This window comes from Companilactobacillus hulinensis (genome assembly GCF_003946555.1).
Lineage (GTDB): Bacteria > Bacillota > Bacilli > Lactobacillales > Lactobacillaceae > Companilactobacillus > Companilactobacillus hulinensis.
On record NZ_RHOO01000012.1, the window covers coordinates 26072 to 48848 of the forward strand.

Below are 22777 nucleotides of genomic sequence, written 5' to 3' on the forward strand. Positions count from 1 at the left end.
TGTGAAGAACATTTTTAAAATATTCTTTGTTTCTGCACTATTTTTTAGTATTTTAGCTGGTTGTGGGGTAAAGAAGACCGGCGAAAGTGCAAGTAAGGACACATCCAAAAACGAGAAGATCGTTGTTTACTCTAACTCAGTAAGTAATGGACGTGGAGATTTCTTAAAGGAAGAAGCTAAGAAAAAAGGCTTCAAACTTGAAGTTGTAGATTTAGGTGGGAACGATTTGTTCAATCGTTTGATTGCTGAAAAGGATGCACCAGTTGCCGATGTAACTTTTGGTATGAATCAAATGATGTTCGCAACACTTAAAAAGAAGGGCATGCTTTCAGCATATTCTCCTAAGTGGATCGATAAAGTTGATAAGAACTTGATTGATAAAGATTCAAAATTCTCACCATTGTCAGAACAACGAGTATTTATGATTTATAACTCTGACAAGATCAAGAAAAACAAAGCTATTAAAGATTGGAAAGACCTTTATACAAACAGTGATTTAAAGGGTAAGTATATTGTACCAACTAACTTGGGTGGAGCAACATCCAATGCCGTCGTATACACACAACTTATGAACTTCCAAGATAAGAGTGGCAAATTAGATATTTCAGCTAAGAGTTGGGATAATTTAGATAAGTTCTTCAAGAATGGTGCAATTCTTTCTGAAGGACAAACAGAAGTTGCGGCATTAGCTAATGGAGATGTTGATTACTCATACACATTCTTAAGTAACATTCCAGTTGTAGAACAAAAACTAGGAGTTAAGTTAGGTGTAGTAAATCCTCCATACGGTGTACCACAAACAGTTGAACAAGTTGGTATTTTGAAGAAGAAGCATGTTAGTGAAAGTTCTAAGAAATTCGTTGACTGGTTAGGAACTTCAGAATTCCAAGGTAAATGGGCTAAGAAATTCGGAACAGCTCCAGTTAATAAAGATGCACAATCATCAATTAACTCACGTGTTAAAGAAGTTATGAAAGAAACAACACCTCAAAAGATTGATTATAGTTTTGTAAATGACCACACAGCCAAATGGGTTGAAAATATTGAATTGAATATTTTGAAATAGGAGCAATAACTCGATGATTACGTTTAAGAATATCCAAATTAAATATAATGACTTCGTTGCCATTCCAGATTTAACCTTTGATGTTAAAGAAGGAGAGTTCTTTACATTATTAGGACCATCAGGTTGTGGTAAAACAACTACTTTACGTGCTCTAGCAGGATTCTTAAAGACGAGTCGAGGTGTCATTACGATCGATGATAAGGACATAACTGATGTTCCTGTTCACGAACGACAAGTTGGTATGGTGTTCCAAAGTTATGCGCTATTCCCAAGCATGTCAGCGTATGAGAATATTGCTTTTGGATTGAAGGTTGAGAAACAACCTAAAGAATATATCCAAGAACGTGTTGCTGAATTAGCCAAAATGGTTGATTTGACAGATGAGCAACTTGCTAAGAATGTGTCAAATATGTCTGGTGGACAGCAGCAACGTGTTGCGATTGCTCGTGCATTGGCCAAGAAACCTAAGATTCTAGTTATGGACGAACCTTTGTCGAATCTGGATGCCAAACTTAGAAAGTCATTGCGTAAGGATATTCGTGATTTCCAAAAGAAATACGATATTACAATGGTCTATGTTACCCATGATCAAGAAGAGGCATTGATGCTATCTGACAGAATTGCTGTCTTCAATCAAGGTAAGTTGGATCAAATTGGAACACCTGACGAGATATACAATCATTCTCAAACTGAATTTGTTTGTAAATTTATTGGTGATGCTAATTACTTCTCAGAAGAGGATCTTGAGACAATCGGTCTGAATTCCAAACGTTTCGAAAGTTCAAATAAGTTTTATATTCGTCCTGAAAAGATTTATTTGTCGAAAGAAAAACGTGGCTTGATCAGTGGCAAGATTGTTTCGAAGGAATTCTATGGTATGTATGCTTATTATAAGATTGAGGTAAATGGTGTAGAATTCCAATCCTTCCAGAGTGAAAGTAATACAGATGGATTAGAAGTTGGCGATGAGGTTTCCGTATTTGTAAATTTGGATGATATTTTAAACTATTCAGACGAGGTTAAATCTCATGATTAGATTAAAACGATTTAATTTGGGGATGTTTCTATTTGTAGCTGCATTTCTATGGTTTATCCTGGCATTTGTGGTGGTTCCAAACTTTTCAATCATCAAATCAGTTTTCTTTTCTGCTGATGGAGTTTCGACTGAGCGATTACAGGCAATCGTTAGCTCACAACGTGCCGTTCGAGGTATTAAGAATTCATTCTTATTAGCTGTAACACTTCCTGTGACAACAACAATAATTGGAATCCTTGAAGTATTGTTTCTTGAGTATTTTGATATTAAAGGTAGAAAGCTCCTAAAAGTTGCATACATGATTCCATTAGTATTTGGTGGAGTTATGCTTGCTAACGGATATATGTTTACTTATGGTTCAAGAGGTTTCATTACAACTTCGTTGCTGACGATATTTCCACATATGAACCCTGCATGGTTCAGAGGATACGGAGCGGTGCTGTTCTTAATGTCATTTGCTTGTACATCGACATATATGATCTTTTTTAGAAATGCTTTTACTAATATTGATTATCAAACAATTGAAGCAGCACGTGGTCTGGGATCATCTGATTTTAAAATTCTTTTTAAAGTGGTCTTTCCAACTTTGAAACCAATTTTCTTAACTTGTACAATCCTGCTATTCCAAACTGGTTTGATGGCTATGGCTGCACCGCTGATGATTGGTGGTAGGGACTTTGAGACTATTAGTCCGTTGATCTTGACCTTTACTCAGCGACCATCGTCACGAACACTAGCAGCAGTATTGTCGTTCTTCTTAGGTTTGATGCAGTTAGTCTTGCTGTATATAATTCAAAGAAATGAGCGCAAGGGTAATTTCCTTTCTATTTCGAAAGTTAAGACAACAATCAAGCGTGTGCACATTCATAGCAAGCCTCTGAATCTGTTATCACATTTGACAGCTTATCTATTTGCTTTTATAAATGCGATTCCGTTGATAGTTGTATTGCTGTTCTCTTTCACTGACTATCAGACCATTTCCTCTAGACATATTACTCTGAAAAGTTTTAGTTTAGAGAACTATCAATTGATTTTGACAAGTGATACAGCTTATCGACCATTTGTAACAAGTGTATTTTATGCAACAGCAGCTTCTATAATAGTTGTTTTAATGATGATGGTGATTGCCAGATTCATCTTCAAATATCGCAACCGATTTTCAACTATTTTAGAAATGCTGATTCACATACCTTGGGTATTCCCAGGTTTGATGTTTGCTTTAGGACTTGTTATGACATACTCGCATCCCCATGCAATAGTATTTAACAACGTATTGACTGGATCGTTAGTAATCATGCTGATTGCTTATGTTGTGGTTCTGATGCCGAAGACATTTAGATTCCTTAAGGCGTCATATTATGGAGTTGATCAGTCATTGGAGGATGCAGCTAAGATATTAGGTGCTAAGCCATTGTATTCTTATATCAAGATTGTCTTACCAATTATTCTACCGACAGTATTGGCTATGTTGGCGATTAATTTTAATGGTAAATTAAGTGATTATGATTTATCGGTTTTCCTATATAATCCAATTGCTAAGCCAGTCGGGGTAGTTATTAGAAGTAATTCTAGTTCTGAGTCAGGAATTGAAGGAATTGCCCTGAACTTTGTTTACTCTGTTCTATTAATGGCAATCAATTCACTAGTATTTTTCTTCGTCTATGCAGACGGTAAGAATACGATCAAGAATCTATTTAATGGTAGGAAGACAAAAAATGAAAGTTAACAATAGGAAGTTTAAGCAAAAGTTGCATGATAATGCCTTTTCTATTCTGGTTCACCGTGGATCACATGGTGGAAATATTATTGAGAATACTAGTGATGCTGTTAAAGTCTCAACCCTTCAGCATGCTGATATTGTCGAAATTGATATTTCTATGTCAACGGATGGAGACTTCTTTGTTTTCCATGATGGTGGAGAAAAAAGGCTATTAGGTGAAACAAGTAATATTAATACATTGTCGACTGAAGAGATTGAAGAAAAAAGGTTCAGAAATTCATTAGGTGAGAAAATAACTAAGCAGATTGAGACGTTTGATTATTTATATAACCATATCGACCATGATATTTTCTTAAATATTGATAGATCTTGGAACTATTGGGATACATTTTTACCAGAATTAGATAAGTATATTGATATGCACGAGTATTTTGTTCTGAAATCGCCGGTTAAGCGAGAGTATCTTGAAAAATTGAATAATCATCATGTACAGTATTTGTATTTCCCAATTATCGCAAGTTTGGAAGAACTAAAAATCATTGCGGATTATCCAAACTTAAATATTGTAGGATTTGAAATAATTGAACCTGAAGATGATTTTGAATTTGTGAGAGCTGCTGAGTTTGACAAGTATCGAAACGGCGATTACATGTTCTTGTGTAATAGTATTAAGTTGAACGATAAAACTGATTTGTTTGGCGGTTTAGATGATAATCTAGCACTGCTAAAAGGCTTTGATCGAAGTTGGGATGCAGTCTTGAATCTGGGAATCAACGCTATTCAAACAGATTGGCCAGATATTTTGAATGAATATCGTAATAATCTGAAGAAATAAAAAAATGAACTATATACTGAATTAATTCAGATATATAGTTCATTTTTTATTTGATCAATTGACTGATTTGTTCAACTTCATCAGTTGAGAATGTTAAATTATCCAAAGCTTTTAGATTTTCATCCAAGTGATCATTATTAGTAGTACCAATGATTACACTGGCAACCACTGGGTCACGTAGAAGCCAAGCAAGTGACATTTGGCTAAGTGTTTGATCACGATTCTTGGCAATGTCATTCAATTTATTAAGTTTGGCTACCAGTGCTTCTTTGCCGTCATCTAATAAATTAGCATTGGTTGGGTGAATACGGAAGTTATCTGTGATTCCATCTAGGTAACGGTCTGATAATAATCCCTCACAGAGTGGTCCGTAGGCAATTGCTCCGGCACCGTTATCTTTGAGCAAATTACTCAAACCGCTATTTTCAACATGATTGTTTAACATATTCATGCTCATTTGGTCCAAGACAAATGGGGTACCTAGTTTTTTGAACATGGCGATTGCTTGTTTCATTTCTGGAACTTCATAGTTGGATACACCGACATATAGAGCTTTTCCTGAACGAACAATATCGTCAAGAGCACGGACTGTTTCTTCAATGGGTGTCTTATCGTCATATCTATGAGCGTAGTAAACATCAACGTAATCAAGATTCAATCTTTCAAGAGAATCATTGATACCTTGAAGAAGTGACTTTCTAGATGTTCCGATACCATAAGGACCATCATGAATCTCATAACCAACTTTGGTTGAAATAACTAGTTCATCTCTATATGGTTTCAAATCATTTTTTAAGATTTGTCCTAATAATTCCTCTGAACTACCAAAACCACTTTTGCCGTTGCCATAGTGATTAGCTACATCGAAGTGAAAGACACCCTTATCGAATGCATGTAGGATTACATCACGACGGTCACTTAATGGATCAGCACTACCGAAATGACGCCATAGACCTAGTGAAATAGGTGGTAACATTAATCCGGTGTTTCCAGCATGACGGACAGATTTATTTGTGTAACGATTATCAGATGCAGAATACATTTTATCGACCTCCAAATTATTTATACTCTTTAATAGTATGCTAATGTAAATGGTTACTCAAGATATCGATTTTTACGGAAAACAAAAACAGTGTACTGAAGATGATGAATCCTCAATACACTATTCAGTAATAAACGATTATGCGAAGTACTTTTGAGCAATTAACTTGTAGATTTCAATAAATTTCAAGTAATCATCTTCAAAGACAAATTCGTTGATTTGGTGAGCACTTTCATTACCAGGACCAGCAACAATTACCTCAAGGTCGTGGTTGGCTTCAACGAATTGAGAAGCATCTGTACCACCTGGTGCGCCGACAGCAAGAGCATCTTGTGTCCAAACTTCTTTATAAGCGTCACGTGCCATTTGTAAGAATTTAGAATTCAAATCAGTTTTAACTGGCCAATTGCTACTTTCGAGATCAAATTCAAGATTCATTCTTGGATCTGCGTCGTTGATTGTCTTAATAAGGTCCTTTAGTTCAGCAATAATTTGATCATTGTTGTATTCAGGGATCGTTCTAATTTTGACGGTCATCTCTGCATAGTCTGGAATAGTGTTCTCTTGGTCACCGGACTTGAATACAGTAACTGATGGTTTAGTCTTACCAAGAACATCGTCATCAGCATCCTGTAATTTACCGAAGTATTCTTTTTGCTTATTATAGTAGGTAATCAAGTTATCGAGGGCGTTGATTCCGACCTCGGGCATTGAACTGTGTGCTGCCTTACCATGGGAAATAACTTTATAAGTTACTGAACCTTTGTGAGCACAGAATACTGAGTGGCGACCGTAAACTGTTGGGTTTGGTTGGGTAATTCTAATTAAACCACTGCCGGCAAGTTTATCAGTAACTAGTTTCGAAGTAGAGTTACTTGGTTCACCAACTATTAGTGCCTTCAAGTCATCAGCGTAACCAGCATCTGATAATTGTTTAGCACCAAATTCTCCAATTTCTTCACCGACTGTAGCGATGAATTTAATATTTCCTTTAAATGAATCGTCTTCATTCAATTCAATCAAGGCGATAGCCATACCAGCTAGACCGCCTTTCATGTCAGATGTTCCACGACCAAAGATTTTACCATCGATATGTTTTGGATTGAATGCGGCATTATAATTCCATTTGCTCTCATCAACAGGGGCAACGACGTCTTCATGTCCAGTAAAGCCTAAGAAGGGACTATCAGTGTTCTTTACTGTAGCAATTAAGTTATAACGACCTTTATCGTATTTTACTAATTCTGTCTGAATACCATGTTTTTCAAACAAATCTTTCAAGTAGTTGGCAACTACCTCTTCGTTGCCATTTACTGTATTAAATTTAATAAGCTCATCTAAAATTTGTAATCTTTCGGATTTTTCCATTTTCTAGTCCTCCACCCGTATTTTATGTATAATACTAGTTAGTTCAATAGTACCATTATAGTATTATTTTATTTGAAATACGGTAACAAAAGAGGAAGAAAATTTGAATTTATTGATGAAAATCGACAGATATTTAGGTATCTTTCTGTTGATCGTTGCTCTATTGGGTTTTATCTTCAGCTGGTTTACTACTAATTACCTTTGGTCAGCCACTGGAGCAGGTTTATTGCTAGTAGTTATCTCGTTTACATCGGACAAAAAGAATCCTAAGGAGAAAACAAATGGACGACAATAAGAATATGACTTTCGAAGATTACCTAATGACTAATTCAATGAACTTCGCCAATACATATGGTGCAGTTAATGAATGGGTTGGAAAAATTGAGGTTGCTGTAAATACAGAATTGAATTTGGTTGATGACTTTGATGATAAAGCCGAATTGGCTTCATACAAAGATATTTCATTTGATTGCACACAAATTCTATATGATTTGAGTTATGAATTCGCTAAGTTTGATGGCCCAATTACCAAGAAGGGTATTAGTGCCATTGTGTTGGAACAAGCTATTTTGTTCCAATCAACAAATGATGAGGATGCTGTTAAAGATGAATTTGATGAGTACAAGAAAGCACATGTTAACGCATATGATTCATTCCTAGACTTGATCGAAATTCTCAATAAATTAGCTGACCGTTACCCATGGATCGAATACGGTGATCCTGATAGTGACTACAAGTTTGATCTATTAGAAATATTCATGAGCATAGGTCAATTCTATTTCATGGGAACAGGTAATTATTCTTCAGATGATTCAGAATCTTATATTGCTATGATCAATCCAATGATTGCTCAATTGGATATGGAAGATGAGATTGATGGGGATGTTATTAACTTCATTAATGTATATATTAGTAATGCTGAGGATGCAATTGATGAAGGATTGCATCGCCTTGCTGCTGACCAGGCAGGCGTACCTTATGTTGAAGGTAATAATTAGTTATAAAAAAATAGAATGTGACAAAATATTGTCAACTTTTGGGCATTAAAATAAACAAGACTAGTAATCCGATTTTGGATTGCTAGTCTTGTTTGATTTAAACGGAGAAAGCTATGTTATGTCACAGATTCTCTACTTGTCTTAATGCTCAAAAGTTGAACATGTTTTGCTACGATTTTTTAATTCACTTTTTTGCGACCCTCAGCTGTATATTGATTTGCCTTGTGTCTACGGTATAGATAATATACTACGCCGGCAATTGCTAGAATTATGATCATTGGAACAACCAAATGAATCAGTAAGAATCCGGCGACTGCAATAATTACAACCCATTTTAAAATATTTAAAAGTGTTTCGGTCAATTAAATTCTCCTTTGTTAATTTGTGTCTATATAATCTTACTTATAATGATAATTGTCAAGAATCTGAGAAAAAACTTGACTATAGTGAATCACCCTAGTATAGTAGCACCTATCGCTACCTCTTGAGATGGAACAAAAAGGAGGCGTGAATAATATGAGATATAGAATTCTATTAGATTTAGATAATCAATTATTCACAGCAGTTGATATTAATAATAGCAATCGCTTTGGTAACGGTACAACCATTGAAAAAGCTATTGCAAATCTTAAACTAGCTGCTTAATAAATAAAGGGATCGAAGCTTAATTGCTTCGGTCCCTTTTTGGAATATCAAATTATATTTTACTCAGGTTCATCGACCGCAAAGGTACCAAATGTAGCATTAACTGATTTAGCTAAGTCGTGAGGTTCAACCAGCAGTGATTGACCAATTTTACCAGCTGAAACAATTATTTTTTCGGCTTCGTCAGCTTCGGTATCAAAGTAAATAGGGTAGTTGTGTAGTGAGCGAATACCTACAGGGCTGTTTGCACCGTGTTCAAATCCACTTGTTTTAACCAAATCTTTTAATGGAACCATGCCGACTTTTTTATTACCAGAAAGTTTAGCTAGCATTTTGTAGCTAATATGTTTATCTAGTGGCAACATGCCAACGATAGGGCCAGTTTTATTTCCTGTTAAAACTAAGGTCTTATAAATCTTATAGCCGTCTTTCTCGCTGCCATCATTTACAAGCTCTTGCGTGTCACCCTCAGCTTTTGTTGGGAAGGTCATTGGTTCATACGCCACTTTTTGTTTATCGAGAATCTTTTCTACTAATGTTTTTTGTACTTTATTTTTTTTCTTACTCATAATTCCACCTAACTAACTCTTCGTATATCTTCTATAATAACAAACTAATATATTTTTTAAAGTGAGCTGTTCTGCCAAATAATTTGTATTATCGAAAATAAATAAGTTATTATTTTTATGACTTGTTATATAATAGTTACCGTTGTAAATGAAGGAGCGATGACCATGAGTTTTTTTAGACACAAGCATGAGGTTGATCCGGCTGATAATGACTTCAGCAAGATTTCTCAAGAAATAAAAAAAAGCCCAGAAAAACTATCAGAAGCGCAAAAGCTATTTAAAAATAATGAATCTTTGAGACAGCAAGCAACTGGTATTAAAAAGACTGATAATAAATAAAGTAGAACGTGGCAAAATACGTTTAACTTTTGAGTATTAAGGCAAATGGGAACAGTGATCTGATTTTGGATTACTGTTCCTATTTTTTTGCCATTAAATAGAGCAAATTATCTGACTTTGCCGTTATTTCGATTATTTCATAATTAAACTTATATTTTCTTATGATAGTATAAGAATAAAATTATGCTTTGCATAATTAATAATTTATGATATATTATAAAAAAAGAAATAGAGGTGGAGGATTTTATGAATTTCATGAATGCAGAGAGAACTCACGTATTGGAAACAAATGTTTTTGTAGAAAGATTTTTAACATATAGAGATGTCTTCGTTGAATATTTCAAAACGATGAACCTGATTGAAAGAGGTGAGGCTCTGACTTATGAAACATATTCTCGTCTGGCAGATAACTATGTGTACAATATCAAACGTTTTATTAAGCTAGGTAACTCTTATGTTTCAAAGTATCATTTGGAGAATACAAAGTTTTACGACAGTTTGAATAACTATTTTGTCGCTTTGATCGATGCTTTGAATTATTTAGACTACGAGCAAAATGTGGTTAATAAGCCACAAGTTGCACAAGCACGTGCGGTAATTCGAGACCGTGAAGCAAACTTTATGAACGAAGTTCAATCATATATTGGGTAAAGACGCGAGAAACGTCTTTTTTTTATGGCCATTTTCTAGTAATCTTAAGGTTAATGAGATGGAGGCAAATTATGATTTGGAAAAAAATTAGTGTACTGATTCCAAGTACCTTAAATGAAGAGATTATTTCTGATACTTTTATGAAAATCGGTGCGCAAGGTACCGAGATAATTGACGATGATAACAATGATGTTAAAACTAAGATCAATTCTTATTTTGATGAGGACAGTTATCGACCAGAGTTGGTAACTGAGTTGCGCAAAGAAATCGATGACTTGTCAAACTATGGTTTTAATGTTGATGGTGTTGAGATTCAGGAGAGTTCAGTCGATGAGAGTTCATGGGAAAACGAATGGAAACAATATTATCACCCTGTACACATTAGTCACTATCTAACAGTCGTTCCAAACTGGGTCGATTATCAACCTGAGAATAAAGATGAGCACCTTATTGTTATGGATCCAGGTAAGTCTTTTGGAACGGGGACACATCCCACAACATTTTCTTGCATGCAAGCACTAGAAATGATTCTGGGTAATGCGGAATCTCTATACGATGTTGGAACTGGTTCAGGGATTCTCTCTATTCAAGCTCGTCAACTTGGAGTTAAGAATATCCAAGCTTTTGATCTAGCGCCTGAGGCTGTAGAGGCCGCCAAAGAGAATATTAAGTTGAATCCTGGCTGTGAAGATATTGAAGTTTTTGAGAATTCACTTCTGGACGGTGTTGATGGAAAAGTTGATGTTATTGTGGCCAATATTCTAGCTGATGTTATTCAACAATTTATTCCAGACATTGAATCTCATTTAAATAGTAAGGGATTTGTTATTTTATCTGGTATTATTAATGAAAAGGAAAAGCTGATCACTGATCAAATGAATGAACATGGCTTCTCAGCTATTGAAGTTCTTCATTTGAAAGGTTGGTCAACAATGATTTGCAAGAGAACAAAAGATATCGAGGAACAAGATGGAGCAATACTTCGTTAATGAATCAATTAAACAGGGACCGTTTGTAGTCACTGACAAAGAAATATACAAACATATTGCGACGGTACTACGTCACAAGGTTGGGGATGTTATTTATTTGGTAGATGAGAATAGCGAATTGTTTGAATCTACTATTAGTAAAATTGATGTGGACAATAAGTCTATCCAATTTGATACATCTATTAGTAATAAGCCATCTACTGAAATGCCGGTCGATGTTACCGTTGCTTGTTCGTTATCTAAAAAAGATAAAGTCGAGTGGATTACTCAAAAGTCAACCGAATTGGGAGCTAAGAAGATTATCTTTTTCAATTCCAAATATTCGATAATGCATTGGAAAGCCAATGTTGTCGAGAAGAAAATGGCTCGTTTGCAAGAAATCGCCAAGAATGCAGCACAACAGTCAAAGCGCCGTATCATACCTGAAGTTGTTTATTTAAAAGATATTAGTGAATTAAACAAGTCGACTGAGGATTTGAAATTAATAGCATATGAAGAGTCCGCTAAAGAGGGAGAAAACAGTATTCTGGCACAATCATTAAACAAACCACACAAGTCAGTTATTTGTGTGTTCGGTCCAGAAGGCGGAATTGCCCCAGATGAAATATCCAATCTTCAGAATGATGGTTTTATTTCTATTGGATTGGGTCCGAGAATAATGCGTGCCGAAACTGCTCCAATGTACTTCCTATCAGTGCTATCATATAACTATGAACTTAATTCAAAATGAGGAATGAAAATGAAGAATCTTTGGAACAAAGTTGAGAAATCCAAATCAACTTATATTGCACTAATATCTATTATTTTAGTTTTTATTATGCCTATATTATTTAAGTTGTTTCACCTAGGTAGAACTAACCGAATCGTTTGGCTATTTTTTGTGATCAATGTTATATTTGCCGGCTTCATTGGCTGGTTTACAAGGAAATATCATTTGTCATTCTTTAATTTAGCAATTTTTCCAGTAATATTTGTCATCAGTGTTTTCGTCAAGTATGGACGCTATGGCTATTTCCTATCAGGAATTTACTTAGTATTAAGTATTTTGCTATATTTTCTTTTTGATAATGAAAATTGATTGTTTTTTAAGTCCAAAGAAAGCATAATAATACGTAAAGAAAAGCACTCAATATAATTGGAGTGCTTTTTATGTAATCGAAGGGGTGAACGGTAATGAAGAAGAATGAAGATTATACTCCTGATCAAGTTCTCGATATTTGTCGTGAATACATGAATGAAGAGCACGTCGAATTCGTAAATAAGGCTTATAACTTTGCTGCGTATGTCCACAAAGAACAAAAGAGAGCCACGGGTGAACCATATATCATTCACCCTACACAAGTTGCACAGATTCTAGCATCTCTGCATATGGATCCTTATACCGTTGCAGCGGGATATTTGCATGATGTTGTAGAAGATACCAATATTACACTTGGCGACGTAGAAGAACTGTTTGGCAACCAAGTGGCTACTATCGTTGATGGTGTTACTAAGATCAGCAAGTACAAGTATCACTCTCATCAAGAATTACTTGCAGAGAATCATCGTAAGATGCTATTAGCTACTGCCAAAGACTTGCGTGTCATCATGGTCAAATTGGCCGATAGATTGCACAATATGCGTACACTTAAAGCATTACGTCCAGATAAACAACGTCGTATCGCTAATGAAACTCTGGAAATCTATGCACCATTAGCTGATAGATTAGGTATCAGTAAGATCAAATGGGAACTTGAAGATTTATCGCTTCATTATATAAACCCTCAACAGTACTACCGTATTGTTCATTTGATGAATAGTAAACGTGATCAACGTGAAGCATATATCACTGAGGCCATTGATTATATTAAGACAAGTGTTGACGCTCTAGGTATCAAATATGACATTTATGGTCGTCCAAAGCACATTTACTCAATTTATAAGAAAATGCGTGATAAACACAAACAATTCTCTGAATTGTATGACCTGTTAGCAATTCGAATCGTCGTGGATTCAGTTAAGGATTGTTATGCAGTACTTGGTTCAATTCACTCTAAGTGGAAGCCAATTCCTGGTCGTTTCAAGGATTATATTGCGGTACCAAAGGCCAACGGCTATCAATCATTGCACACAACAATTATCGGTCCTGGTGGTCAACCACTTGAAGTACAGATCAGAACTCATAAGATGCACGAGATTGCTGAATATGGTGTTGCTGCGCACTGGGCATACAAAGAAGGTAATTTTGAAGGTGTTAAACTGGATGAAAATGAACAGAAGATCGACGTCTTCCGTGAAATTCTAGAATTACAGGAGAATTCTGATAATGCAGCTGACTTTATGAAATCTGTTAAGGGTGAGATCTTTAATGACAGAGTTTATATCTTCACACCTCAAGGAGAAGTCCGCGAGTTGCCAAAGGGTTCCATTCCTTTGGACTTCGCATATCAAGTTCACACTGAAGTTGGTAGTCATTCAGTTGGCGCAAAGGTCAACGGTAGAATGGTGCCATTGAATTATCAGTTGAAGAATGGTGATATTGTCGAAATGCTAACAAATGACAATTCAACACCTAGTCGTGACTGGGTCCAGATGGTTTATACATCTAGAGCCCGTAATAAGATCAAACGTTACTTCAGAGTTAAAGACCGTGAAGAGAATATTAGAATTGGTCATGAGTTGTTAGAAACAGAATTAAAGAATCGTTCATTATCAAGTAAAAAGTATCTTGATAAGAAACATCTGGAACTCGCAATTAAGATATTTAATTTTACTGATCCAGAAGAATTGTTTAACGCTGTCGGTTATGGGGAACTATCTCCAATTAATGTTATCCATAAATTATTGAGTGAAGATCCAGATAACAAAAAAGAAGCTGAGAAGAAGGAAAATGAGGAGAAAATCATCACTAATACTGATGAAAAACCTGCTCCTAAGCCGAATGAGAGTGCTCAGCTTAAAAAGGAACAAACAAACGCTAATACAAGTATTTCAGTTCAGGGAATTGATAATCTATTAATTCGTTTGGCAAAGTGCTGTAATCCGATTCCTGGTGATGATATCGTTGGATATATTACTAAAGGACGTGGATTAACGATTCATCGTGCTGATTGTCCCAATGTTCAGAGCGAAGAGGCTAAGAAGCGTTTCATCGAAGTTAGTTGGAACAATGTTACTCGTGAGAAGCGTTATACGGCTGAACTTGATATTTATGCCTTCAATAGAAATGGTTTGTTGAATGAAGTCTTACAAGTTATCAATTCCAATACTAATTCATTGATCAATGTTAATGGTCGTCTTGATAAGGAAAAAATGGCGATTATTCACGTGAGTGTTGGGGTCAATAATAAGGAACACTTGGATCAGATTATCTCGAAGTTGAAGAATGTTCCTGATGTTTACGAAATTAAAAGGACGGTTGAATAAAATGAAAGTAGTTATCCAACGTGTCTCTGAAGCAAAAGTTAGTGTAGACAACAAAATCCTTGGTCAAATTGATCAAGGATTTTGTTTGTTGGTAGCATTTGCGGATGAAGATAACGATGAAACAATTGAATATATGGCTCGAAAAATTGCTAATATGCGGGTCTTCTCTGATGAAGAGGACAAGATGAATTTATCTATCAAAGATATTGATGGGCAAATCTTGTCAATTTCACAGTTTACTCTGTACGCTGATACGAAGAAGGGCAATCGCCCAAGTTTTACAGGTGCTGGTAACTTTGAAACCTCTAAGTCGAAGTATGAACAATTTAATAATGAGTTAAGGAATCATGATTTACACGTAGAAACAGGTGAGTTTGGTGCTGATATGCAGGTTGCGCTGACTAATGATGGTCCTGTAACGATAATAATGGAGCGATAAAATATAATGAGAAGTATAATTTGGGATTTTGATGGAACATTAGCTAATAGTTATCCAGGAATAGTTATGGCCACACAAAAGTCCCTCAAAGAGAATTTTGATATAAGCATTTCAAAAGATTCCATCTATACTGAGGCTCTAAAGACTTCGGTTAGAAAGTTGGCCAGTGATTTGGTCGATGGAAATGAGGATAAGGTAAAGACTTTTTATAAGACGTATAAGTTATATGAGAAGTCATACCATGATCAGATCAAGTTGATGCCACATGCGAAGATTGCACTGGAGTATTGTAAGATACAAGGATATCAACAGTTTATTGTGACACATCGTGATACGTCAATCTTTGAGGTTGCCAAACGATTAGGTATTGCGGATTACTTTGTTGAGATGGTTAGTGCCGAAGATGGTCACGTACGTAAGCCTGATCCTGAGATGTTGACATACTTGATTGAAAAGCATTCACTTGATACTAATGATCTGTGGGTGATCGGTGATCGTAAGATCGATATTGATTTTGGTAATACAGTTGGGGCCAAAACGATTCTTATCAGCAATCAGACGATTGACTTTAAGGTTGATCATCAAATCAAAAGTTTACAGGAACTAAACAATATAATTTAGTTTTCAAAAGCATTTCTTTAAATTATGTTATCTACATATACTATTGGACAATATGTAGTTTATTGACTACCATTAGTACATGAATGTTTAAGGGAGGCTATTTTTTTGGATTTTAGAAGTGGGTTGAATAGTGATAAACCCCAGATAATAAGATTACTAACAGAGTCATTCAAGGAATACATCACAACTCAGAAGATGTTCCGACAAGAATTCCGTTCAAGCGCAAAGTTTGATAGATTATTACGAAAGTATTTTGAGTTGGAAGTTGATGTTTTTATGAAAAAAGGATTGGTTTATGTTGGTGCCGATGGTAAGGGTAAACCTAGGGCCGTTGCACTGATTCAATTCAATCGTGGTAGACAAATCAATACTTGGGACTATTTTTCAGTTGATGGTTTGAAGATATTAGGTCAAATAATTAAAGTTGGATTCAATGCTATTAGTGCATTCGATATTTTTAAATTTGAGGATTTGTTTGATAAAGTTGAAGGTCAGAAAAAATGTGTAGTTGAGTATTTGGCTGTTGACAAATCATTACGAGGTCAAGGTATCGGGAGCAAGATGTTGAATAACCACATTAGTCCTTACTTGAAACGAGTAGGTTATCGGAATATTATTTTGGAAACCAATACTCAGAAGAATGTAAAATTTTATAAGAAAAATAATTTCTCAGTACGCTCGGTTAAAAAAGTTAATTTGAGCCATGGGGATGTAAAAGATTGGGTCTTATCAAAGACCATTTAAAGGCGTAGACGAGTGACAGAACATAACTCTTCTCGCTTAACTCAAAAAGGAGCTGTAATCCGATTTTGGATTACAGCTCCTTTAATGATCTTCTGTCATGTTCTTTTATTTGAAGTATTCTTTTAAGCCATTTGTTACAGCTTGAGCAACTTGTGATTTGTATGCATTAGACTTGATATAACCATAATCGGTTGATGAATTAATATATCCTAATTCAATCAGGATCGATGGCTGACTGTTGTAATGCAATACATACAAGTCTTTTTGTTGAGTACCACGATTGTTGATTGCAAGTGTCTTCAACTGCTTGTTGATATCAGTGGCTAATGTGCCATCTTTGTTCTTGCCATAGTAGTAGGTAGTAACACCGGTACCAACGTTAGCATCAGCACTTGAATCGAAGTGAAGACTAATAAATGCATCAGCTTCAATCTTACTTGAAAGACGTGCACGTTCTCCAAGTGATTTGGAATCATCACCAGATCTTGTAAGAACAACACGGGCACCAGTCTTTTCAAGGTCTGCTTTGATTGCTTTGGTATAAGCCAAAGTGAAGTTCTTCTCGTATGTCTTCTTCTTTGATTCAGCACCTACGTCATCACCACCGTGACCTGGGTCAATGACGATAGTGGCTTCAGAGATATTCGTAGCAGCTGACTTAACAGCACTCTTAGTACCTGAGATAGTTACAACGTAACTTGCAACGTATCCAACTGAACCATCACTATCTCTAACTTTGTACCAGTTACCACTCTTGCTTAAGTAGTCGAACTTCTTACCGACATTAGCAGTTTTAACAATTCGACTGCTGCTGTTTGGTTCGATTCTCAGTTTGGTATTGGATTGGGTAACTGTCACAGTTTTAATATCACTATTATTGGAATTGGATGAGGTACTTGATCCAGAAGTCTCATTCGTACCTTGAATGAATTGACTCTTGACCCAACCGGCAGTTCCTTTGTACAGAATCTGTGACCATTCTTGTTCTTGATACATAATAGTAACTTTTTGAGACTGTTCGATAGTCCCTAGAACATTACTATTGGCATCATCCTTTTGGAAGACGGTGGTATTGGGTACTTTGACTATTCCGATTTTATTAGTAGCGGAGCTGACTTCAGTATTGTCAATTAACCAGCTGGCAACCCAACCGATTTTATCTCCGGAAAGACGAACTTGGTACCATTTGTTTTTTTCAGCTAAAATAGCTAATTTGTCACCTTTTTTTACCTGACCCATATTGGAGTAGGATAGTCCCGGACCAATACGAACATTGACTGAGTCGGACTCGACAACAATTGAATTAGCGTTTGCCAAAGCTACGGTCGACCAACTCGATAAGGCAATTAAAAAAACAATGGCAACAAATAGCTTATTTTTAATTAAAAAAGTTATTATCTTTTTCATTTAAAGGATTCCTTTGTTGTCGCTATAATGATTATCGTATATGTATATCTTACTGAAAAAAAGTTAAACTTAAAAGTAAGAAAGTGAAAAATTCACAGAAACTTGACATTTATAGGTAATAATATTGATTATTATGACAAATTGAGTAATATTTCATAAATATTAGAGGGCAAATGGTTAAAAATTGAAGAAATTTGATTTAGTTTTTCTATTATATAGTATTTTATTAGGTTTTTTAGTAGGCATAGTGGCAGGTGGTTATCTTATTTTGGTTAACTTTCTGATTAATTTGATTTGGAAGACCGTTCCAAACATGTTAAATATCCAAACGATTTTTTATCCACTAATAATTTGTATCGTTGGCGGATTGATCATCGGATTTCAGCAACGTAGAATGCCTGGTTATCCAAGAACAATGAATCAGGTTATCGGTGAATATAAGACTACCGGCAAAATTAGATATACTCATGAGATTTCAAAAAACTTTTTCAATGCAATCACTGTGTTGTCATTTGGTGGTAGTGTGGGTCCTGAAGCAGCATTGTCAGGTATTCTTGGTGGATTGATCAATTGGGTCGGAGATAGAATGAAGTTAACACTCAAACGACGTGAAGAACTGGTCAATATGGGAATCGGTGCAATCCTATCAACTGTATTTTACGCCCCATTTGCTGGAATTGGGAAGGCGTTTGATGCACCAACTAGAGATTTTCGAGTTCGAGGAAGAAAAATCTTTGTATACACGATTACCGTTATTTCTGGAGTGATCGGATTTGGATTCATGAACAGGATTTTCCCACATGAAAGTACCTTCGGAATTCATTTTCGCCAAAATATTGCTTGGACCTGGCAAGGGTTCGCATTGATTCCTGTTGCATTGGTAGTTGGAATATTGTTCGGTAAGCTCTTTGAAAATCTTGGCAAGTGGAGCAAGCAATTAACTAGGAATAGCAAAAGAACTGTTCTGTGGGCAATTGTTGGTGGATTGATCATTGGTGGCGCCGGTATGATATCGCCATATTATCAATTTTCTGGCGAGGCTAACTTGTTAGGGTTTTCAAGAATAGCCATGGATCAATCGGTTTGGTTCTTGATTATGATTGGAATTGGGAAAGCTATAATCACAAATTTGTGTTTTTCATTGGGATGGCGTGGAGGAATGATTTTTCCTGCAATATTTTCTAGTGCTGCAACAGGATTTGCTTTGTCAGCAATTTTGCCATTCACTCCCGCCATTTTGGTGTCAGTAACGATCGCAGCTAGTTTAACTTCTATTATGAGACAACCAGGAGTAGTCGCAGGATTACTTTTGCTATTACTTCCGATAGAAGTATTTCCTATTATAATAATTGTCTGTTATCTAACAAATTATCTCCTGAAATCACTTTCAAGAGGCTAATAGACTTGACAACAAGGGGATTTTTGATTAATTTATACATATGTTCTTAATCAAATAAGTAATTGCTCTACAGAGAACCTGGATGCTGAGATCAGGTATGCAATTCATTTGAGTGACGTTCCATCAATCGTTTGGCAGGCGTTAACTGTAGCAATTAACTAGGTGGTACCGTGCAAATGCACCCTTTGTCTTATTTAGGCAAGGGTGTATTTTTTTATATGTATTCGTGTTCACCGCTAAGGAGGATTTTATGCGTTATCAAAAACCAAAGGGTACAGCTGACATATTACCCGGAGAATCGGAAAAGTGGCAATATGTAGAATCAGTTGCCAAGAATGTTTTTAGTCGCTATCGTTTTTCAGAGATCAGAACACCAATATTTGAATCATACGAAGTTTTCCAACGATCATCTGGTGATACATCAGATATTGTTTCAAAGGAAATGTATGACTTTAAAGATAAAGGTGACAGACATATTGCACTTCGTCCAGAAGGTACAGCGGGTGTAGTTCGTGCGTATGTTGAAAACAAGCTTTATGGACCAGAATACCAACGTCCTTATAAGGTTTGGTACAAGGGACCTATGTTCAGATATGAACGCCCTCAATCAGGTCGTCAACGTCAATTCCATCAAATTGGTCTTGAAGCATTTGGTTCAGATTCACCTGAATTAGATGTTGAGATCATCTCAGTTGGATTGAATTTCTTGAATGAACTTGGTGTACACAACTTGAAGGTAGCTATCAATACTTTGGGTGATCCTGAATCACGTAAGAATTATCACCAAGCCTTAGTAGATTACTTCACACCATTCAAGGATCAATTAAGTGATGATTCCAAGACCCGTCTAGAAAAGAATCCTTTAAGAATTCTTGATAGTAAGGACGAGAACGATAAGAAGCTAGTTGCAAATGCTCCATCAATTCTGGATTATTTGAATGATGCTTCTAAGGAACGTTTTGAATATTTAAAGTCATTGTTAGATGATCTTGATATTAATTACGTGGTCGATCCAACAATGGTACGTGGTCTTGATTATTACAACCATACGATCTTTGAATTCATGGTTACTGATCCTGCATTTGGTAACAAAGAAATCACTGTCTTGGCTGGTGGTCGTTACAATGGTTTAGTTGAAGAACTTGGTGGCAAGCCAGAACCTGGAATTGGCTTTGGACTTGGTATGGAACGTTTGATGTTATTGCTAAAAGATGAAGATATTCATGTTGAGGATAACTTGGATGTATATATCGTAACTATTGGTGAAAAGGCTGAACGTGCCTCAGTTAAAATTCTTTCAGATATCCGTCGTGCTGGCTTCTCAGCTGAGAAGGATTATTTACAAAGAAAGACGAAGGCACAATTCAAGACAGCTAATCACTTGAATGCTAAGTACACCGTAACTATTGGTGATTCTGAGTTGGAAAATAATACTGCAAGTGTTAAGAATATGGCTACTGGTAATCAGATCAGTGTTTCATTAGATAATTTAGCAGAAGAATTAAAGAAGATAGAGGGATAAAACATGGAAGAAAGAACAGATTATTGCGGCAGCATTACCGAAGAACATGTCGGCAAGAAAGTTTCTTTAGATGGTTGGGTTCAAAAACGTCGTGATCTTGGTGGTTTGATTTTTATCGACCTAAGAGATTACAAGGGTTTTGTACAACTAGTTTTTAATACTGAACATAAGGATGTTTTGGAAGTCGCTGAATCATTACGTTCAGAGTATGTTATCAACGTTACTGGTACAGTTAGACTTCGTGACGAAAAGGCTATTAATGAGAATATCCCAACTGGTAAAGTTGAAGTTGTTGTTGAGACAGTTGAATTATTAAACAAGTCAATTACACCACCATTTGAAATTGTTGATGATGTCGATGCTTCAGAAGAGACTAAGTTAAAGTATCGTTACCTTGACTTGCGTAGACCTGAGATGCAAAAGGCTATTCGTACACGTGCTCAAATCAAGCATTCAGTTCACGAATATTTGTATGACAATGGATTCATTGATATTGAAACACCTAATTTGACTCCATCAACACCAGAAGGTGCTCGTGATTATCTTGTTCCTTCACGTGTATATCCTGGACATTTCTTTGCTTTACCACAATCACCACAATTATTTAAGCAATTGTTGATGGTCGGTGGATTCGACCGTTATTATCAATTAGCTCACTGTTTCCGTGATGAAGATCTTCGTGGAGACCGTCAACCAGAATTCACTCAGATCGATTTGGAAATGAGTTTTATGTCAGCTGAAGAGATTCAAACAGTGACAGAAGGACTTATTGCCCGTGTTATGAAAGACGAAAAGGGTATCGATGTTAAATTGCCATTCCCAAGAATTGATTGGGATGACGCCATGGCTCGCTATGGTTCTGATAAACCTGATATTCGTTTTGGAATGGAATTACAAGACTTGAACGATGTCTTCAAAGATACTGAGTTCAAAGTCTTCAAAGGTACTATCGATAATGGTGGCCAAGTTAAGGCTATTGTTGTTAAGAATAATGCTGACAAGTATTCAAGAAAGAACATTGAAGAATATCAAGAATACATCAAGCGCTTTGGTGCTAAAGGTCTTGCATGGCTTAAGTACAATGATGACAAGATCACTGGACCAGTTGCTAAATTCATCACTGCACAACACGATGCCTTAGTTGAACGTCTTGGTCTTGAAAACAATGACTTAGTATTGTTTGTTGCAGACAAGAAAAAGATTGTTGCTGATGCACTAGGATACTTACGTACCGACATCGCTAAGCACTTAAATCTATATGATCCTAATGAATTTGCCTTCACGTGGGTTGTTAACTGGCCATTGTTTGAGTATGACGAAGGTATCCAACGTTGGACTGCCGCTCACCACCCATTCACAATGCCTAATGAAGAGGATGTACATTATTTGGATGAAGATCCACATAAAGCATATGCTCAAAGTTACGATATCGTTCTTAATGGTTATGAATTGGGTGGAGGTTCAATCCGTATTCATGATTATAAGATTCAAGAGAAGATGCTTAAAGCTTTGGAGTTCACCAAAGAAAAGGCTTATGAACAATTTGGTTTCTTGTTAGATGCTTTACAATATGGTTGCCCACCACACGGTGGTTTGGCTATTGGTTTGGATAGATTTGCTATGCTATTGGCTGGCAAAGATAATATCCGTGATGTGATTGCATTCCCTAAGAATTCAAATGCCACAGAACCAATGACACATGCACCAAGAGAAGTTGCTGACAATCAACTTGTTGATCTTGGTATTGAAGTAAGTAAGAGTGTTTCAAAAGACTAGATAAAAATTGGCTCTCACAAGATTAGTTTCTTGTGGGGGCTTTTTTTCGGTTGTTTGGTTGCTTCTCACTTCCGGTAAAAAAATAATTCATCTGCCGTGGGACCGTCTCCAGCCGAAAGGCGGTCTGGAGACTCGACTTGAAGCTTTGCTTTCGCAAATCTCCAAGCTCGTCCAGTACTATAAGAACGGTAAACCACCGTTCCTAT

23 protein-coding genes are annotated in these 22777 nt (G+C 36.0%); 18 read left to right on the plus strand and 5 right to left on the minus strand.

Translation table 11 applies throughout. The features are described from left to right. Position 1 precedes the first annotated feature (1 nt). The 4 genes from EKM66_RS07445 to EKM66_RS07460 are packed head-to-tail and all read left to right on the plus strand — an operon-like array spanning position 2 to position 4657. Complete coding sequence (locus EKM66_RS07445) at positions 2-1066, plus strand: extracellular solute-binding protein (RefSeq protein WP_164505085.1); 1065 nt, start codon at positions 2-4, stop codon at positions 1064-1066. Between the two features lie 13 nt (positions 1067-1079). Beyond that, positions 1080-2102, plus strand: a complete 1023-nt coding sequence (locus EKM66_RS07450) for an ABC transporter ATP-binding protein (RefSeq protein WP_125763193.1) — start codon at positions 1080-1082, stop codon at positions 2100-2102. Further along, positions 2095-3828, plus strand: coding sequence for an ABC transporter permease (locus EKM66_RS07455; protein ID WP_125763195.1), 1734 nt, complete (start codon positions 2095-2097; stop codon positions 3826-3828). Before EKM66_RS07450 ends, EKM66_RS07455 begins: the two co-directional genes overlap by 8 nt. Continuing rightward, positions 3818-4657 carry a glycerophosphodiester phosphodiesterase family protein gene (locus EKM66_RS07460; RefSeq protein ID WP_164505086.1) on the plus strand — a complete coding sequence of 280 codons (840 nt, stop codon included), beginning with the start codon at positions 3818-3820 and terminating at the stop codon, positions 4655-4657. Before EKM66_RS07455 ends, EKM66_RS07460 begins: the two co-directional genes overlap by 11 nt. Before the next feature lie 46 nt (positions 4658-4703). Here the strand turns inward: EKM66_RS07460 and EKM66_RS07465 are convergent, their stop codons facing one another. Together EKM66_RS07465 and EKM66_RS07470 are read right to left on the minus strand one after the other, a co-directional pair. Then, a complete protein-coding gene (locus EKM66_RS07465) occupies positions 4704-5699 on the minus strand; it encodes an aldo/keto reductase (protein WP_125763199.1) in 996 nt (331 codons plus the stop codon). Between the two features lie 138 nt (positions 5700-5837). Next, positions 5838-7067, minus strand: a complete 1230-nt coding sequence (locus EKM66_RS07470) for a M20/M25/M40 family metallo-hydrolase (protein WP_125763201.1) — start codon at positions 7065-7067, stop codon at positions 5838-5840. A 103-nt stretch (positions 7068-7170) separates the two neighbouring features. On the opposite strand from EKM66_RS07470, the gene EKM66_RS07475 reads away from it, so the two are divergent. Both EKM66_RS07475 and EKM66_RS07480 read left to right on the plus strand, forming a co-directional pair. Beyond that, positions 7171-7362 carry a hypothetical protein gene (locus tag EKM66_RS07475; protein ID WP_125763203.1) on the plus strand — a complete coding sequence of 64 codons (192 nt, stop codon included), beginning with the start codon at positions 7171-7173 and terminating at the stop codon, positions 7360-7362. Next, positions 7349-8065, plus strand: coding sequence for a hypothetical protein (locus EKM66_RS07480; RefSeq protein WP_125763205.1), 717 nt, complete (start codon positions 7349-7351; stop codon positions 8063-8065). Before EKM66_RS07475 ends, EKM66_RS07480 begins: the two co-directional genes overlap by 14 nt. Before the next feature lie 179 nt (positions 8066-8244). Here EKM66_RS07480 and EKM66_RS07485 read toward each other — a convergent pair whose 3' ends face one another. Further along, positions 8245-8427: a hypothetical protein gene (locus EKM66_RS07485; protein ID WP_125763207.1), complete on the minus strand. Its 183-nt coding sequence runs from the start codon at positions 8425-8427 to the stop codon at positions 8245-8247. A 154-nt stretch (positions 8428-8581) separates the two neighbouring features. Here EKM66_RS07485 and EKM66_RS12865 point away from each other — a divergent pair, with 154 nt between their 5' ends. Next, positions 8582-8710, plus strand: coding sequence for a hypothetical protein (locus EKM66_RS12865; protein ID WP_263854129.1), 129 nt, complete (start codon positions 8582-8584; stop codon positions 8708-8710). A 59-nt stretch (positions 8711-8769) separates the two neighbouring features. Here EKM66_RS12865 and EKM66_RS07490 read toward each other — a convergent pair whose 3' ends face one another. Further along, a complete protein-coding gene (locus EKM66_RS07490; RefSeq protein ID WP_125763209.1) occupies positions 8770-9279 on the minus strand; it encodes an aminoacyl-tRNA deacylase in 510 nt (169 codons plus the stop codon). 165 nt (positions 9280-9444) lie between these two features. On the opposite strand from EKM66_RS07490, the gene EKM66_RS12570 reads away from it, so the two are divergent. From EKM66_RS12570 to EKM66_RS07530, 8 genes are all read left to right on the plus strand, one after another. Continuing rightward, positions 9445-9618 (plus strand): hypothetical protein, encoded by a 174-nt coding sequence (locus EKM66_RS12570; RefSeq protein ID WP_164505087.1) that lies wholly within the window; start codon positions 9445-9447, stop codon positions 9616-9618. Positions 9619-9864: 246 nt separating this feature from the next. Beyond that, entirely contained in the window at positions 9865-10269 is a 405-nt protein-coding gene (locus EKM66_RS07495) for a hypothetical protein (RefSeq protein ID WP_125763211.1), read from the plus strand. 71 nt (positions 10270-10340) lie between these two features. Then, positions 10341-11258 (plus strand): 50S ribosomal protein L11 methyltransferase, encoded by a 918-nt coding sequence (gene prmA, locus EKM66_RS07500; protein ID WP_164505088.1) that lies wholly within the window; start codon positions 10341-10343, stop codon positions 11256-11258. Then, complete coding sequence (locus EKM66_RS07505) at positions 11239-11988, plus strand: RsmE family RNA methyltransferase (protein WP_125763215.1); 750 nt, start codon at positions 11239-11241, stop codon at positions 11986-11988. The genes prmA and EKM66_RS07505 overlap by 20 nt, the downstream gene beginning before the upstream one ends. Before the next feature lie 443 nt (positions 11989-12431). Next, positions 12432-14663, plus strand: coding sequence for a RelA/SpoT family protein (locus EKM66_RS07515; RefSeq protein ID WP_125763219.1), 2232 nt, complete (start codon positions 12432-12434; stop codon positions 14661-14663). A 1-nt stretch (position 14664) separates the two neighbouring features. Continuing rightward, a complete protein-coding gene (gene dtd, locus EKM66_RS07520; RefSeq protein WP_125763221.1) occupies positions 14665-15102 on the plus strand; it encodes a D-aminoacyl-tRNA deacylase in 438 nt (145 codons plus the stop codon). A 6-nt stretch (positions 15103-15108) separates the two neighbouring features. Then, complete coding sequence (locus tag EKM66_RS07525) at positions 15109-15723, plus strand: HAD-IA family hydrolase (protein ID WP_125763223.1); 615 nt, start codon at positions 15109-15111, stop codon at positions 15721-15723. Positions 15724-15828: 105 nt separating this feature from the next. Then, positions 15829-16467 (plus strand): GNAT family N-acetyltransferase, encoded by a 639-nt coding sequence (locus EKM66_RS07530; protein WP_125763225.1) that lies wholly within the window; start codon positions 15829-15831, stop codon positions 16465-16467. Positions 16468-16572: 105 nt separating this feature from the next. Here EKM66_RS07530 and EKM66_RS07535 read toward each other — a convergent pair whose 3' ends face one another. Then, positions 16573-17874, minus strand: a complete 1302-nt coding sequence (locus tag EKM66_RS07535; RefSeq protein ID WP_125763227.1) for an N-acetylmuramoyl-L-alanine amidase — start codon at positions 17872-17874, stop codon at positions 16573-16575. Positions 17875-18142: 268 nt separating this feature from the next. Between EKM66_RS07535 and EKM66_RS07540 the strand changes: the two genes are divergently transcribed. From EKM66_RS07540 to aspS, 3 genes are all read left to right on the plus strand, one after another. Beyond that, positions 18143-19273 (plus strand): chloride channel protein, encoded by a 1131-nt coding sequence (locus EKM66_RS07540; protein WP_125763229.1) that lies wholly within the window; start codon positions 18143-18145, stop codon positions 19271-19273. A 250-nt stretch (positions 19274-19523) separates the two neighbouring features. Beyond that, positions 19524-20795 carry a histidine--tRNA ligase gene (gene hisS / locus EKM66_RS07545; RefSeq protein WP_125763231.1) on the plus strand — a complete coding sequence of 424 codons (1272 nt, stop codon included), beginning with the start codon at positions 19524-19526 and terminating at the stop codon, positions 20793-20795. Between the two features lie 3 nt (positions 20796-20798). Further along, entirely contained in the window at positions 20799-22571 is a 1773-nt protein-coding gene (aspS, locus tag EKM66_RS07550; protein ID WP_125763233.1) for an aspartate--tRNA ligase, read from the plus strand. The last annotated feature ends 206 nt before the right edge of the window (positions 22572-22777 follow it).

Coding starts and splice junctions, on each gene's coding strand:
- prmA (WP_164505088.1), top strand. CDS start 10,341: ATGATTTGGAAAAAAATTAGTGTACTGATTCCAAGTACCTTAAATGAA.
- EKM66_RS07455 (WP_125763195.1), top strand. CDS start 2,095: ATGATTAGATTAAAACGATTTAATTTGGGGATGTTTCTATTTGTAGCT.
- EKM66_RS07490 (WP_125763209.1), bottom strand. CDS start 9,279: ATGAGTAAGAAAAAAAATAAAGTACAAAAAACATTAGTAGAAAAGATT.
- EKM66_RS07525 (WP_125763223.1), top strand. CDS start 15,109: ATGAGAAGTATAATTTGGGATTTTGATGGAACATTAGCTAATAGTTAT.
- EKM66_RS07495 (WP_125763211.1), top strand. CDS start 9,865: ATGAATTTCATGAATGCAGAGAGAACTCACGTATTGGAAACAAATGTT.
- EKM66_RS07460 (WP_164505086.1), top strand. CDS start 3,818: ATGAAAGTTAACAATAGGAAGTTTAAGCAAAAGTTGCATGATAATGCC.
- hisS (WP_125763231.1), top strand. CDS start 19,524: ATGCGTTATCAAAAACCAAAGGGTACAGCTGACATATTACCCGGAGAA.
- EKM66_RS07465 (WP_125763199.1), bottom strand. CDS start 5,699: ATGTATTCTGCATCTGATAATCGTTACACAAATAAATCTGTCCGTCAT.
- aspS (WP_125763233.1), top strand. CDS start 20,799: ATGGAAGAAAGAACAGATTATTGCGGCAGCATTACCGAAGAACATGTC.
- dtd (WP_125763221.1), top strand. CDS start 14,665: ATGAAAGTAGTTATCCAACGTGTCTCTGAAGCAAAAGTTAGTGTAGAC.
- EKM66_RS07515 (WP_125763219.1), top strand. CDS start 12,432: ATGAAGAAGAATGAAGATTATACTCCTGATCAAGTTCTCGATATTTGT.
- EKM66_RS12865 (WP_263854129.1), top strand. CDS start 8,582: ATGAGATATAGAATTCTATTAGATTTAGATAATCAATTATTCACAGCA.
- EKM66_RS07535 (WP_125763227.1), bottom strand. CDS start 17,874: ATGAAAAAGATAATAACTTTTTTAATTAAAAATAAGCTATTTGTTGCC.
- EKM66_RS12570 (WP_164505087.1), top strand. CDS start 9,445: ATGAGTTTTTTTAGACACAAGCATGAGGTTGATCCGGCTGATAATGAC.
- EKM66_RS07505 (WP_125763215.1), top strand. CDS start 11,239: ATGGAGCAATACTTCGTTAATGAATCAATTAAACAGGGACCGTTTGTA.
- EKM66_RS07450 (WP_125763193.1), top strand. CDS start 1,080: ATGATTACGTTTAAGAATATCCAAATTAAATATAATGACTTCGTTGCC.
- EKM66_RS07470 (WP_125763201.1), bottom strand. CDS start 7,067: ATGGAAAAATCCGAAAGATTACAAATTTTAGATGAGCTTATTAAATTT.
- EKM66_RS07480 (WP_125763205.1), top strand. CDS start 7,349: ATGGACGACAATAAGAATATGACTTTCGAAGATTACCTAATGACTAAT.